Consider the following 12,523-nt stretch of genomic DNA (forward strand, 5'->3'; position numbering starts at 1 on the left):
TCACATCCTGAACACGCCGAAGCGCGTCTCCTCGATTTCGGCGTTGAGCGCGGCGGACAGGCTGAGCGCCAGCACGTCGCGCGTCTTCGCCGGGTCGATGATGCCGTCGTCCCAGATGCGTGCCGACGAGTAGAGCGGATGGCCCTCATGCTCGTATTTCATCAGGATCGGCTTCTTGAATTTCGCCTCTTCCTCGGCGCTCCATTCCCCGCCCTTGCGCTCGATGCCTTCGCGCTTGACCATGGCGAGCACCGTCGCCGCCTGTTCGCCGCCCATCACCGAGATGCGCGCATTAGGCCACATCCACAGGAAGCGCGGTGAATAGGCGCGGCCGCACATGCCGTAATTGCCGGCGCCGAACGAACCGCCGATGATGACAGTCACCTTCGGCACGCGGGCGGTGGCGACGGCCATTACCAACTTGGCGCCGTCCTTGGCGATGCCGCCCGCTTCGTATTTCCTGCCGACCATGAAGCCGGTGATGTTCTGCAGGAAGATCAGCGGGATCTTGCGCTGGCAACAAAGTTCGATGAAGTGCGCGCCCTTCAAGGCGCTTTCGGAAAACAGCACGCCGTTGTTGGCGATGATGCCGACCGGCATGCCATGGAGGTGGGCAAAGCCGGTGATCAGCGTGGTGCCGTAGTTCTGCTTGAACTCATCGAATTCGGAGCCGTCGACAATGCGCGCGATCACCTCGCGCACATCATAGGGCTGGCGCAGGTCGGTCGGCACGATGCCGTAGAGTTCATCCGCCGGATGAAGCGGCGGAATCGACTTCTGTAAGTTCAGGCTTACAGTCTTGTTCCGATTCAGGTTTTTGACGATGCGCCGGCAGATGGCGAGCGCATGGTCGTCGTCCAGCGCATAGTGGTCGGCGACGCCGGAAAGACGCGTGTGTACGTCCGCTCCACCAAGATCCTCGGCACTGACATCCTCGCCGGTGGCCGCCTTCACCAGCGGCGGGCCGCCGAGGAAGATGGTCGCCTGGTTGCGCACCATGATCGTCTCGTCCGACATCGCCGGCACATAGGCGCCGCCCGCCGTGCAGGAACCCATGACGCAGGCGATCTGCGGGATGCCCACCGCCGACATGTTGGCCTGGTTATAGAAGATGCGGCCGAAATGCTCGCGATCGGGAAACACCTCGTCCTGGTTGGGCAGATTGGCGCCGCCGCTGTCGACCAGGTAGATGCAAGGCAGATTGTTCTGCAGCGCGATCTCCTGCGCGCGCAAATGCTTCTTCACCGTCAGCGGATAGTAGGTGCCGCCCTTCACCGTGGCGTCGTTGACGACGACCATCACCTCCGTGCCCTCGACGCGGCCGATGCCGGCGATCATGCCGGCTGAAGAAATCTCCTCGCCATACATCGACCATGCGGCGAACTGGCCGATCTCGAGGAACGGCGAGCCGGTGTCGAGCAGCTGGGCAAGGCGCTCGCGCGGCAACAGCTTGCCGCGCGAAACGTGGCGCTCACGCGCTTCGTCCGAGCCGCCACGCTCGACGGTAGCGGCTTTTTCCGCGATATCGGCGACCAGCGCCCGCATGCGCTCGGCATTGGCGCGGAAGGTCTCGGAGGAGGAGGAGATTTGTGAAGTGAGGGTCGTCATTGACAAATCCGAAGTGATATCATATTTTGCTATCAAGAATAGATCTTGTCGCGCATGACGTGCGACCGCCAACGGCGATCACGGCTTTCCCCGCCTGATCATTTTCCATGGAGGTCATCATGCGCGGAAAGCACAAGCAGACACTGAACGTCATTTTTGCGAATCCGATAAACGGCTCGATTAAATGGCGGGACGTCGAAGCGCTGTTGATGGCGCTTGGCGCACAAGTGTCGGAAGGGCGTGGATCGCGAGTGCGCTTCACATTGAACGGGATAACGCTTCGCGTGCATCGACCGCATCCATCGCCTGATACGAAAGCATATGTGATCCGAGAGATCAGGACTTTCCTTTTAGAGTCGGGTGCCGAACTATGAAGCCTTACAAGGGATATCTGGGAACGATCGAGTTCGATGAAAGCGATGTTGTGTTTCATGGTCGTATCATGGGCATTCGCGACATCTTCACATATGAAGCCGCTTCGGCGGAAGAGTTGCTGAAGGCTTTCCATGAATGCGTGGATGACTATCTTGATTTCTGCGCCGAACAGAACAAAGAGCCGGAAAAGCCTTTTTCGGGCAAACTCGCTCTGCGCACCACGCCGGAAGTCCATCGCCTTGTCAGCCGGGCAGCAGCCAGTGACGGCAAATCGATCAATCAATGGGTATCGGACACGCTCGCCGAGGTCGCCCGCAAGCGCGTCGACGAAGGCTCGACGAAAGTCACGACCCGCGCGCATTAGACCCCCTCCGTCATGATCTCGCGCCCGATCAGCCATCGGCGAATTTCGCTGGTGCCGGCGCCGATCTCATACAGTTTGGCGTCGCGTAATAGGCGGCCGGTCGGATAGTCGTTGATGTAGCCATTGCCGCCAAGCAGTTGGATAGCGTCCAGCGCCATCAGCGTGGCTTTCTCGGCGGCAAACAGCACGCAGCCGGCGGCATCCTTGCGCGTCGTCTGGCCGCGATCGCAAGCGGCGGCGACGGCGTAGACGTAAGCGCGCGCGGCGTTCATCGTCGTGTACATGTCGGCCAGCTTGCCCTGCACCAGCTGGAACTCGCCGATCGCCTGGCCGAACTGCTTGCGCTCATGCACGTAGGGGATCGCCACGTCGAGACACGCCGCCATCAGGCCGATCGGCCCGCCGGCGAGCACGGTGCGCTCATAGTCGAGGCCAGACATCAGCACCTCGACACCGCGGCCTTCCTCGTGCAGCACGTTGTCGAACGGCACTTCGACATCCTCGAACACCAGTTCGCCTGTGTTGGAGCCGCGCATGCCGAGCTTGTCGAGCTTTTGCGCCACGGAAAATCCGGCCATCGCCTTCTCGACGATGAAAGCCGTGATGCCGTGCGATTTCCGTTCCGGATCGGTCTTGGCATAGACGACCAGCGTCTCGGCGTCCGGCCCGTTGGTGATCCACATCTTGGTGCCGTTGAGCACGTAGCGGTCATTGCGTTTTTCGGCGCGCAGCTTAAGCGACACGACATCCGAGCCGGCGCCGGATTCCGACATCGCCAGCGCGCCGACGCGCTCGCCCGAACACAGCGGCGGCAAGAATTTTTCCTTCTGCGCCGTCGTCGCCCAGCGGTTGATCTGATTGACGCAGAGATTGGAATGGGCGCCGTAGGAGAGGCCGACCGAGGCCGAAGCGCGCGAGATTTCCTCGACGGCGATCACATGCGCGAGATAACCCATGCCGCTGCCGCCGAAATCGGGGTCGGCGGTGATACCAAGCAGCCCGAGCGCGCCGAGTTCGCCCCACAGATGCGCCGGGAATTCGTTCGAGCGATCGATGTCGGCGGCGATCGGCGCGATGCGATCCTGGGCGAAGCGCCGCACCATGTCGCGCAGCGCCTCGATCTCCTCGTCATGCCCGAAGCTGAGCGTGTTCGTGTACATGTTTTCCTCCCTGCCGCATGACCCCAAAAATCGACTTCGATTTCCGGAAGGGATCATGCGCGAAATTAAAGTGCTGCAGCGTCCTTTGCGCGTCCAAAGGCGCGCGCGGCGCTGTAGGCGTCGATCTTCGCGCCGACGAGCCGCATGGTCATCGACAGATATGTCGCCGTCACTTCAGCGATCGACAGCCGTTCGCCCGGCCGAAACCAGACGATGACGCCGGTCATCATCTGGATCAGCGCCATGGCCGTCAGCCCGGTGTCGTCGATGCTGAAGGCGCCCGCCTCGGCGCCGTCGCGCAGAATGGTGCGTAGCTCCTTTTCATAGGCTGTCCGCATGCGCAGGATCTGCGTCAGCCGTTCGGGCGACAGGCTGCGCAATTCCATGTTCGACACATGCGTGGCGTGCCGACGCTCGATATGAAAGGCGATGTGGTTCTCGACAAAGGCTGACAGCCGTTGCGCGGGATCCGCACTGATAGGGCGGGCTGCTTCCCACGCGCCTGTGAGACCTTCCATGTGTTCGCGCATCAGCGTGAACAGAAGCTCTTCCTTGGTTGGAAAATAGCGGTAGAGCGCGGCAGCCTGCACGCCGACTTCGGCGGCAAGCTGGCGCATCGACATCGCCTCGTAGCCGAAACGCGCAATCAGATTGACGGCCGCCTCGCGGATGGCTGCCTCGGTCTTTTCACCATCGGATCCAGTCGTGCGTGCCATTGTCGGCCTCGTTTACGAGGCAATAATAAAACGAACGTTCAATTAATTCAAGGGCGCTGAATCAAATCCGCCATTATGCAACAATCCTAAACTCGACAAATGTGTCTCCGGGTGCCAACTCCTCGACGTCGACCCTGGAAACCGAAGCACCGGACGGCCCTTTCCAAAGTCGCTCGATCATTGTCGAGACCGCTTCATCAAGACCTGCGATCTGGGTCGTTACAGACGCGTCCGCTTCATTGCGGACCCAGCCCGCAAGACCGAGGCTTGTGGCCTCGTCTCGAACCCAGAGTCTGAAGCCTACGCCTTGCACATTGCCGTAAATGCGCGCCCGCACATTCCTGCGATGACCAGCCATGAATCTCTCCAAGCCTGTCTCCTTGGAATCTGGGGCATGGCGCAGGGAAAGCAACCTGAGAATTGCGGGCACGACGCGAAAGCTGGGCTCCTGGCCTTTTGAAATTTAATTGACTCAGTCCACTAATCTTGGAAAATGGAGCTGCCTTATTAGGAGCTGGAACCAGATGTTGGATGAACGAAAGGCATTGGTGGCCGATATCAGGCGCTTCAATCGCTTCTACACGCGCACCGTTGGCCTTCTCGACGAGACGCTGACACAAAGCGCATTCACTCTGACCGAGGCGCGCGTGCTTTTCGAACTCGGCCGCCTTGATCGTCCGGCGGCTTCTGAAACTGCTGGGGAACGCGGTTTTCTTGCCAAGGCTTTTCATTTGGAGATCGGCCCCACTGCTTCCGACATCGCCAGGCAATTGCGTGTCGATGCCGCTTATCTGACACGAATTCTGCGCAAGTTCGCCGGCGAGGGTCTGACCGAGACCCGGACCGATCCGGCCGACAAACGCCGGCGGATTCTGTCGCTCACGGCAAGAGGCGAGGCAGCCCTTTCAGGGCTACAGGCGGCGGCGGATCGCGATACGGCACGGCTCATCGAGAATTTGCCCGACGACAGATTGCATGAGCTCGGCAGCGCTTTGCGCAAAGCGGGGGAATTGCTGGGCGATCCTGCCCGCGAGAACAGCGAGGTGACGCTGCGGTCACACCGCGTCGGCGACGTCGGCTGGGTCGTGCAGCGGCAGGCCCAGCTCTACGCCGAGGAATATGGCTGGAATATCGAATTCGAAGCCCTGGTTGCTGAGATCGGCGCCGATTTCATCCGCAATTTCAAGCCCGGCCGCGATTTCTGCTGGATCGCCGAACGCGCAGGCCAGCCGCTTGGTGCGGTGTTTCTGGTTCATGTGGACGATGGGGTCACGAAGCTGCGCTTGCTGCATGTCGAAGCGTCGGCCCGAGGCGCGGGTATCGGCAAACGCCTTGTCGCCGAATGTATTCGCCAGGCCCGCGCTTGCGGCTATGTCAGGCTGGTGCTCTGGACCAACGACATTCTCGTCGCGGCGCGCACGATCTACGAGCGCGCCGGCTTCAAGCTGGTTTCCGAGGAGCGCCACCACAGTTTCGGCAAGGAATTGACCGGCCAGACCTGGGAACTGGATTTGTAAGCGCGCCTTGTGATCCCGGTTCGCCTACTGGCGGATACTAGTTTCCGCGGGCCGCGGCGAGCGCGCCCGGCAGTTCCTCGGCGAAGATGTCGAGCTCATGATCGAGGCCGACGCTGACGCGGATGCAGCGGTCGAGTACCGGCACCATCGGCTTGCGGATGAACACGTCGCGCGACAGCAGGCCCTGCAGGACTTTCAGCGCGAAAGCGCCATCGCCACCACAATCGATGGTGACGAAGTTTGTGGCCGACGCCAGTGGCTTCAGCCCGTTCGCCTCGGCTATCCCTGCGATGCGTCGGCGGCCGGCCGCGACCCGCGACACCACGCTCCTGAGATAGTCCTGATCGGCAAGCGCCTCGACGCCGGCGACCTGCGCCATGCGGCTGACGCCGTAATGGTTGCGGATCTTCTCGAAGTCGCGGATCACCTGAGCCTCGGCGATCGCATAGCCGCAGCGTATGCCGGCGAGCCCATACGCCTTCGAAAAGGTGCGCATTCGGATGACGTTTGGCCGCGAGATATCGATCGGCGGAAGCGCCGAGGCCGGTCCGAGTTCGCCATAGGCCTCGTCGAGCACCAGCATGGTGGTTTCCGGCAGCGCCTCGATGAAGCGGATGAGCTCGTTCGCCTCCCACCAGCTGCCCATCGGATTATCCGGGTTGGACAGATAGACCAGTGGCGCCTTGTCCCTCTGCACCGCCGCCAGCAGGCCGTCCAGGCTTTCCCTGTCGTTGTCATAGGGGACCGTGACGAGCCGTCCGCCGACACCGGCGATGTGGAAGTTGAAGGTGGGATAGGCGCCGAACGACGTGACCACGGCATCGCCGGGCACCACATACATGCGTGCCACCAGGGCGAGCAGGCCGTCTATGCCCTCGCCGACAACGACATTCTCGGCCTTCACCCCATGATGCGCGGCGATCGCCACCTTCAGATCGTGATTGTCGGGATCGCAATACATCCACATGTCGCGGGCAATTCCAGCCATCCGGTCGATGACGCGCGGCGACGGCCCAAAGCTGCTCTCATTGGCACCGATGCGGGCGCGAAAAGCGCGGCCCCGCTCGCGCTCCTGCGCTTCGGGGCCGACAAAAGGTACGGTCGACGGAAGCGCTGAGACGAGAGGCGTGAGGGGAGGGCGCTGGCGCATGGCAAAAAGCTCAGTTGAAAAGGCCTTCTTGCTAGCGCGCCCGCCGGGCTGGTGCAAGTTGCCGAGCGAACTGCGTTTCGATGCAAAAACCCGGCGGTTGCCCGCCGGGTTTTCGATTTCGACAGGTCGAAATCGTTAGACGCCGAATCCGGCGAACAGCCAACGGAATCATGGCCACGCCCCGAGCTGCCAGCCAGGGAATTGCCGCAGAACCGCCGCATCGCGGAAAGCCGCGGTTCGGCGTCTTCGTTATTTTTCCATATAATGACGCGGGCTTGTTGATTGTGCCGGCGCTTTTCTTTATCCAGCGGCGCAACGGAGAGGTGGCCGAGTGGTCGAAGGCGCTCCCCTGCTAAGGGAGTAGAGGTCAAAAGCTTCTCGTGGGTTCGAATCCCATCCTCTCCGCCATCCTGCTTCGCGCTGTGCGCTTTGGCGGACCATCGCGTATATCGGCTTCTCGAATCGAGCCAAGGCGACTTCATTCGAGCATTATCTCAAATCCAGTTCTTCTCGGCTCCGTTGCGGTCCTGACCGTAGTTTCCGGTGCACGCGCCGCCAACGTCGCCTACCACGTGGTGCCTGGCTTCACGGTTACGGCCGAAGTCGACTACTTCAACCTTGGCGATAGCGACTGGCATGATAGCGACGACGGCGTCGGCGGCAGGGTCTACTTCAGGCTACTCTGCCGCTCGGCCCGATCAAGAAAAGTTGCAATGTCGTTGGGCAGGCTGCCGGTCTCGAGGAATGGCGCGTGGCCCTGACCCGCGACGGTGATCGTTTCGATGCCAGGATGGCGCTTTCGCATCTGCTCCAGTGTTCCCGCCGACAGAAGCCTCGAATTGGCGCCGCGAATGGCGAGCAAAGGAACGGTCGCCAATGCCTCGAATTGTGGCCATAGATCAGGCAGCGGCTGCGTCAGATCGAGGCTGGCAACGGTATCGACCAGCTTCGGGTCGAAATCCGGCACCAGGCCACCGTCCGTTTCGCGGTAGAGAGCCCATACCATCCGATCCCAATCCGCCCCGGCAAGGGCAGCGAAGTCCTTGCCATGCACGCTGCGCTGGGCGGCAGTCGCCTGTACGCGGGTCTTCGGTGTCGGATCACGTTCGAGATAAGACTGGATATGGGCAAGCCCAGCCGCCTCGATCACCGGCCCGATGTCGTTGAATACAATGGCTTTCAGAACGGCCGGCCGCATCATCGCGAGCACATGGATGATCAGCCCGCCGCGCGACGTGCCGATGAAGGCAGCGTCCTCGATGTTCAGCGCCGCAAGCCCGGAAAGGACGTCGCCAGCTTCAATGCCGACATTGTAGTTTTTGACGTCGGGGTCGTAGGCCGACTGCCCGCGCCCGCGAAAGTCGAAGGCGATGACCTTTCGCGGATTTGCCGCACGCGTCGACAGATAAAGCGCCAACTCATGAAAATCCCGTGCATTGCGGGTCAGGCCAGGCAGACAGACGACCGGCCAGTGGCCAGTATTGGCCTCGCCGTAGACGCGTGCGTGGATCTTCAGCTCGTCCGGCGCAGCGTAGTAGAAATCGGAAAAGCCCTGGTCGTTTGACATATAGACTCGTTTCCCCGTCGTCATCGGATCGCCTCCAACTGCTATAGGCGAGGGCATGGGCGGTCAAATAGATGGCTGCGCCGGAGCTGCCAATCTCCCCCTTGCGGGGAGATGGCCGGCAGGTCAGAGGGGGGTGTGAAGGATCGCCGACCTGAATGGCTGGGAACAAGCCAATGAGTTCGCTGATAGGTCCAGGGACAGCATCCCGCAAGGGAGGAGATTGGCAGCTCCAGCGAAGCGGGCACCTTGCCTCGGTCAACTCCGCCCGTTCACCAGATCGCCAACGATGTCGTATTTACCGGAAATACGCATCTTGTAGACCTCGTAATTCTCCATCACGCGCTGCACGTAACTTCTTGTTTCCGTGTAGGGAATCCGCTCGATCCAGTCGACGACCGCGTCGATGTCCTTGCCGCGCGGATCGCCGTACCGGGCCACCCACTGGCTGGCCCGGCTGGGGCCGGCATTGTAGCCGGCGAAGGTCAGCACATAGGAGCCGTTGAAGCGATCGAGCTGCTCGCCGAGGAAGGCCGAACCAAGCGTCGCGTTATAGCCGGCGTCGGTGGTCAACCGTGCCTGCGAAAACTGCAATCCGGCCTTCTTCGCCAACTGCTTGGCGGTGCCCGGCATCAACTGCAGCAGCCCGCGCGCGCCTGCGCTGGAAACGGCGCCGATGTTGAATTCGCTCTCCTGGCGCGCGATCGCATAGGCCAGCGCCTTGCCTGAGCCGGAAATGTCGGCCGAATCCGGAATGACGCCGAGCGGATGCGACAGCGCACCGACATCGATGCCACGCGCGCCAGCGATCTTGCCGATTTTCAGCGCCATGAAATGGTTGCCCTGCTTTTCCGCAAGGACAGCGAGCAGCGCCAGCTCGCCCGGACTGATCAACTGCCCGGCAAGGTCGCGATAGAGCGTCTCGGCATAGCGGTCGTAGCCCGCTTCTTGCAGCCGCTTGATGGCGCTAACGGACTCGCGGCCAGCAAAATTCTGCCGGTCGGCGGCACTTGGCGAGGGGTAGACGATGTTCAGCGCCTGCCGGCCGACGCGTTCTGCGGCAAGCTGGCCGTAAAATGTTGTGCCGTAGGCAGCGGCGCGTCCAAAATAGTCGTTGGCATTGCCCGGACCGCCAACTTCGGCGGCACGGCCGAGCCAGTAGTAGGCGCGTGACAGCGTCATCGGCCCTTGCGCAAGGTCGGCGATGCGCGCGAAATGCGTTGCGGCAAGCTTGGGGTCGTTCAGGCCACGCAGCGCGTACCAACCGGCGTGGAATTCAGCATCCGCCGCATTGGTGGCACTTTCGGCGGCGTGGGTGGCGACGATCCGGTAGGCCGTCTTCATGTCGCCCTGGTCGACCAGTTCGCGCGAAAGCACCCGGCGCTCGACCCACCAGGCATCCGGATCGACCAGAGCATCGCGATCGGTCGGCGCCTGCATGACAATGGCCGCGGCGCCGGAAAAATTCTGCTGTTTGCGCAGATATTCGGCCTGCGCGAAGAAATAGCCTGCCGAACGTTGGGCCGCCGGCACTGCCTTCAGCAGTTTGGCGGTGTTCTTGTCGCCTTTGTCGACCGCTGCCCAGGCATCGGCGAGTTGCTGGGCTCCGGCGAGGGCGGCGACGCGCAGCGCGGAATTCGCGCGGTCAGCGTAGAACATGCGCTCCATGCGAAAACGGTGATCAGCGGCCGGGATCACGCCGCCGAACTCCTTGATCAGCGCCGTCTCGTCCTTGGCCTCCAGGATCGCGGTGCGCCAGAACGGCGACAGCACCGAACGCGCCGCCTTGACGTCGCCGGACGCCACATAAGCGCGGGCAAGCACCATCACGCCTTCGAATGTCTGCGGCTGGCTGCCGTCGAATGCAGCAACGACGATGTTGGGGGCAGGGTTCTCGCGATAGAGCGCGCGCTCGCTGTTTTTGCGCAGGGCGACGGTGCCCGGCCAGTTGGGCAGCATCTTCGCCGCGGCGGCAATGTCGCCGCTTGGAACCTTGTCGCCGCCGTAGAGCGCGATCGCCCAGGCGAGGATGTGCTGGTCGAGCGAATGGACGGGAAGGGCATCGCGCACGGCACGGGCACCGGGACTGTCGCCAGCCGCCAGCGCGTCCAGTCCACTCTTCAACAGAGCGACGCTGGGTGAGGTATCCTGTTGCGCCTTGTCCTGCAGGCCGGGCACCGCGATATCCGAGCCTGGCATCGCGATGGCCGAGCCTGGCATCGGTATGGCCGAAGTGACCTGCACATCGACGCTACCGCCGGTCGCCATGCCCGGCATCAGCGCGAGCGTGGCGCCAAGCAGCGCGAAGAGGTGAGGCCGACTGCCCGGCATGATCTTTACGTCTTCCCCTATCCTGGCATTGTACCAGCAGGCCGAGAAGCCTCGAAGCCTAAACTTAGGTCGTGAAGAGCCCGTAAACAAAGAGTTAGCGAGGTCGTTCGAATTGCGCTTGCTGGCACCATGGCAATGCTTGCCGCGCAACAATGTCGAGACTATGGTGCGCCGCTTCGCTTTCGGCTAGAAGGCGCGCACGATAAAACACCGATGCATGTCGCCCAAAAGTGGACACCGGTTTTGGGGCAACGGCATGCATGAACTAAAGATGCATGTCGCCCAAAAGTGGGTACCGGTTTTGGGACGACGACTTGCATGAACAAAGAAGTCCCAAGGAGTTGGACGATATGCTGAGAGGCTCGCTTACTGCGCTCGTGACACCGTTCGAAAAGAGCGGGCGTTTCGACGAGAAAGCCTTTCGCGCGTTCGTCGAATGGCAACTCGCTGAGGGCACGACGGGACTGGTTCCCGTGGGCACGACCGGCGAGTCGCCGACGCTGTCGCATGACGAGCATCGCCAAGTCGTCAAGGTCTGCATCGAGGTTGCCAAGGGACGCGTTCCAGTCGTTGCCGGCGCCGGTTCCAACAACACCGAGGAAGCCGTTGGCCTCGTGCAGTATGCCGAGAAGGCCGGCGCTGATGCTGCCCTGGTCGTCACGCCCTATTACAACAGGCCGACACAACGCGGCCTGTACGAGCACTTCGCGACCGTCGCCAGGGCAACCAAGCTGCCGATCATTATCTATAATATCCCGCCGCGCTCGGTGATCGACATGATGCCGGAGACGATGGGCCGGCTCGCGCACGACTTCAAGAACATCGTCGGCGTCAAGGATGCCACCGGCAAGGTCGAACGGGTCTCCGAGCAGCGCGCCACTTGCGGCAAGGATTTCATCCAGCTTTCGGGCGAGGATGCTTCGGCACTTGGTTTCAATGCGCATGGCGGCGTCGGCTGCATCTCGGTGACCTCGAATGTCGCGCCGCGTCTGTGCGCCGAATTCCAGGAGGCGACGCTGTCCGGCGACAGCGCCAAGGCACTGGAATTGCAGGACCGGCTGCTGCCGCTGCACAAGGCGATCTTCGTCGAGCCTGGCGTTTCGGGCGCGAAATATGCGCTGTCGCAGCTGGGCAAGGTCGAGAATGTGCTGCGCTCGCCGCTGGTCACGATCGAACAGTCGACCGCCGAAAAGATCGATGCGGCGATGAAGCACGCCGGCTTGATTAATTAGCGATGAGGCGCCACCTCTCCACATCATGAATCAAGTCAGAAAAGCCGATCCCAACAACAAGACCGTTTCGGAAAACCGCAAGGCGCGGTTTTCCTACGAGGTGCTCGACACGGTCGAGGCCGGCTTGGTGCTGACCGGCACCGAGGTCAAGTCGCTGCGCCAGGGCCAGGCCAACATCCAGGACAGCTATGCCTCGGTCGAAGGCGGCGAGATCTGGCTGATCAATTCCTATCTGCCGGAATATCTGCAGGCCAACCGCTTCAACCATGAGCCGCGACGTCGCCGCAAACTGCTGCTCAACAAGCGCGAGATGGCAAAGCTGTCGCAGAGCGTCGACCGCGAAGGCATGACGCTGGTGCCGCTGAAAATCTATTTCAACGACCAGGGCCGTGCCAAGCTGTTGCTCGCGGTCGGCCGCGGCAAGAAGCTGCACGACAAGCGTGAATCCGAGAAGCAGCGCGACTGGTCGCGAGAGAAGGGTCGGCTCTTAAAAGAGCGTGGGTAGG

12 protein-coding genes, 1 tRNA gene and 1 pseudogene are annotated in these 12,523 nt (G+C 61.8%); 7 read left to right on the top strand and 7 right to left on the bottom strand.

The annotated features are described in order from the left end of the window. A complete protein-coding gene (locus tag NKI73_RS01660) occupies nt 1-1,608 on the bottom strand; it encodes a carboxyl transferase domain-containing protein (RefSeq protein ID WP_352626869.1) in 1,608 nt (535 codons plus the stop codon). A 119-nt stretch (nt 1,609-1,727) separates the two neighbouring features. Between NKI73_RS01660 and NKI73_RS01665 the strand changes: the two genes are divergently transcribed. Both NKI73_RS01665 and NKI73_RS01670 read left to right on the top strand, forming a co-directional pair. After that, entirely contained in the window at nt 1,728-1,982 is a 255-nt protein-coding gene (locus tag NKI73_RS01665; RefSeq protein ID WP_352626870.1) for a type II toxin-antitoxin system HicA family toxin, read from the top strand. Continuing rightward, complete coding sequence (locus tag NKI73_RS01670) at nt 1,979-2,347, top strand: type II toxin-antitoxin system HicB family antitoxin (protein WP_352626872.1); 369 nt, start codon at nt 1,979-1,981, stop codon at nt 2,345-2,347. The genes NKI73_RS01665 and NKI73_RS01670 overlap by 4 nt, the downstream gene beginning before the upstream one ends. Here the strand turns inward: NKI73_RS01670 and NKI73_RS01675 are convergent. The 3 genes from NKI73_RS01675 to NKI73_RS01685 form a co-directional block, all read right to left on the bottom strand. After that, the gene (locus NKI73_RS01675) at nt 2,344-3,507 is read right to left on the bottom strand and encodes an isovaleryl-CoA dehydrogenase (RefSeq protein ID WP_352626875.1); all 1,164 of its coding nucleotides are present in this window, start codon (nt 3,505-3,507) and stop codon (nt 2,344-2,346) included. The genes NKI73_RS01670 and NKI73_RS01675 overlap by 4 nt on opposite strands. A gap of 65 nt (nt 3,508-3,572) precedes the next feature. After that, nucleotides 3,573-4,223, bottom strand: a complete 651-nt coding sequence (locus tag NKI73_RS01680; RefSeq protein ID WP_352626877.1) for a TetR/AcrR family transcriptional regulator — start codon at nt 4,221-4,223, stop codon at nt 3,573-3,575. Between the two features lie 73 nt (nt 4,224-4,296). Then, the gene (locus tag NKI73_RS01685) at nt 4,297-4,581 is read right to left on the bottom strand and encodes an acylphosphatase (RefSeq protein WP_352626879.1); all 285 of its coding nucleotides are present in this window, start codon (nt 4,579-4,581) and stop codon (nt 4,297-4,299) included. 166 nt (nt 4,582-4,747) lie between these two features. Between NKI73_RS01685 and NKI73_RS01690 the strand changes: the two genes are divergently transcribed. Then, a complete protein-coding gene (locus NKI73_RS01690) occupies nt 4,748-5,740 on the top strand; it encodes a bifunctional helix-turn-helix transcriptional regulator/GNAT family N-acetyltransferase (protein ID WP_352626881.1) in 993 nt (330 codons plus the stop codon). 37 nt (nt 5,741-5,777) lie between these two features. Here NKI73_RS01690 and NKI73_RS01695 read toward each other — a convergent pair whose 3' ends face one another. Beyond that, the gene (locus tag NKI73_RS01695) at nt 5,778-6,890 is read right to left on the bottom strand and encodes a pyridoxal phosphate-dependent aminotransferase (RefSeq protein ID WP_352626883.1); all 1,113 of its coding nucleotides are present in this window, start codon (nt 6,888-6,890) and stop codon (nt 5,778-5,780) included. Nucleotides 6,891-7,207: 317 nt separating this feature from the next. Here NKI73_RS01695 and NKI73_RS01700 point away from each other — a divergent pair. Beyond that, a tRNA-Ser gene (locus NKI73_RS01700) sits at nt 7,208-7,298 on the top strand. A gap of 143 nt (nt 7,299-7,441) precedes the next feature. Next, a pseudogene (locus NKI73_RS33605) lies at nt 7,442-7,651 on the top strand (hypothetical protein); the annotation flags it as partial. Here the strand turns inward: NKI73_RS33605 and NKI73_RS01705 are convergent. Then, complete coding sequence (locus NKI73_RS01705; protein ID WP_352626885.1) at nt 7,558-8,457, bottom strand: alpha/beta fold hydrolase; 900 nt, start codon at nt 8,455-8,457, stop codon at nt 7,558-7,560. The pseudogene NKI73_RS33605 and the gene NKI73_RS01705 overlap by 94 nt on opposite strands. Before the next feature lie 255 nt (nt 8,458-8,712). Further along, a complete protein-coding gene (locus NKI73_RS01710; protein WP_352626887.1) occupies nt 8,713-10,785 on the bottom strand; it encodes a lytic transglycosylase domain-containing protein in 2,073 nt (690 codons plus the stop codon). A gap of 350 nt (nt 10,786-11,135) precedes the next feature. Between NKI73_RS01710 and dapA the strand changes: the two genes are divergently transcribed. Further along, nucleotides 11,136-12,017 (top strand): 4-hydroxy-tetrahydrodipicolinate synthase, encoded by an 882-nt coding sequence (gene dapA / locus NKI73_RS01715; RefSeq protein WP_352626889.1) that lies wholly within the window; start codon nt 11,136-11,138, stop codon nt 12,015-12,017. Nucleotides 12,018-12,042: 25 nt separating this feature from the next. Further along, entirely contained in the window at nt 12,043-12,522 is a 480-nt protein-coding gene (gene smpB / locus NKI73_RS01720) for an SsrA-binding protein SmpB (protein ID WP_013532594.1), read from the top strand. Nucleotide 12,523: the final 1 nt, after the last annotated feature.

This window comes from Mesorhizobium sp. M0496 (assembly GCF_040321205.1).
GTDB lineage: Bacteria > Pseudomonadota > Alphaproteobacteria > Rhizobiales > Rhizobiaceae > Mesorhizobium.

What these genes read in the sequence shown, in the direction of transcription:
- NKI73_RS01660 (WP_352626869.1), bottom strand. Translation starts at nt 1,608, where the DNA reads ATGACGACCCTCACTTCACAAATCTCCTCCTCCTCCGAGACCTTCCGC.
- NKI73_RS01665 (WP_352626870.1), top strand. Translation starts at nt 1,728, where the DNA reads ATGCGCGGAAAGCACAAGCAGACACTGAACGTCATTTTTGCGAATCCG.
- NKI73_RS01670 (WP_352626872.1), top strand. Translation starts at nt 1,979, where the DNA reads ATGAAGCCTTACAAGGGATATCTGGGAACGATCGAGTTCGATGAAAGC.
- NKI73_RS01675 (WP_352626875.1), bottom strand. Translation starts at nt 3,507, where the DNA reads ATGTACACGAACACGCTCAGCTTCGGGCATGACGAGGAGATCGAGGCG.
- NKI73_RS01680 (WP_352626877.1), bottom strand. Translation starts at nt 4,223, where the DNA reads ATGGCACGCACGACTGGATCCGATGGTGAAAAGACCGAGGCAGCCATC.
- NKI73_RS01685 (WP_352626879.1), bottom strand. Translation starts at nt 4,581, where the DNA reads ATGGCTGGTCATCGCAGGAATGTGCGGGCGCGCATTTACGGCAATGTG.
- NKI73_RS01690 (WP_352626881.1), top strand. Translation starts at nt 4,748, where the DNA reads ATGTTGGATGAACGAAAGGCATTGGTGGCCGATATCAGGCGCTTCAAT.
- NKI73_RS01695 (WP_352626883.1), bottom strand. Translation starts at nt 6,890, where the DNA reads ATGCGCCAGCGCCCTCCCCTCACGCCTCTCGTCTCAGCGCTTCCGTCG.
- NKI73_RS01705 (WP_352626885.1), bottom strand. Translation starts at nt 8,457, where the DNA reads ATGTCAAACGACCAGGGCTTTTCCGATTTCTACTACGCTGCGCCGGAC.
- NKI73_RS01710 (WP_352626887.1), bottom strand. Translation starts at nt 10,785, where the DNA reads ATGCCGGGCAGTCGGCCTCACCTCTTCGCGCTGCTTGGCGCCACGCTC.
- dapA (WP_352626889.1), top strand. Translation starts at nt 11,136, where the DNA reads ATGCTGAGAGGCTCGCTTACTGCGCTCGTGACACCGTTCGAAAAGAGC.
- smpB (WP_013532594.1), top strand. Translation starts at nt 12,043, where the DNA reads ATGAATCAAGTCAGAAAAGCCGATCCCAACAACAAGACCGTTTCGGAA.